Origin of the sequence: Limosilactobacillus secundus (genome assembly GCF_020784695.1) — a bacterium.
Lineage (GTDB): Bacteria > Bacillota > Bacilli > Lactobacillales > Lactobacillaceae > Limosilactobacillus > Limosilactobacillus reuteri_F.
Window position 1 is genome coordinate 1 of the sequence record NZ_JAJGUA010000003.1, and the last position, 246, is coordinate 246.

General features: G+C 46.7%; 1 protein-coding gene. It reads right to left on the reverse strand.

What is annotated here, in order from left to right; all coding sequences use genetic code 11:
* The coding region (locus tag LMB57_RS00020; protein WP_229278017.1) for a hypothetical protein at nt 1-246 on the reverse strand (246 nt) is incomplete at both ends.

Consider the following 246-nt stretch of genomic DNA (forward strand, 5'->3'; position numbering starts at 1 on the left):
ATGTCGATGCACTCTCACTTTGGCTCAACGACGTTGATGCACTCTCGCTTTGGCTAAGTGAGGTTGACGCACTTTCACTTTGACTAAGTGATGTCGATGCACTCTCACTTTGGCTCAAGGACGTTGAGGCACTTTCACTTTGACTCAATGAGGTTGACGCACTTTCACTTTGGCTCAGTGAAGTTGAGGCACTTTCACTCTGACTTAAGGATGTCGAAGTACTTTCACTCTGGCTGAGTGAAGTTG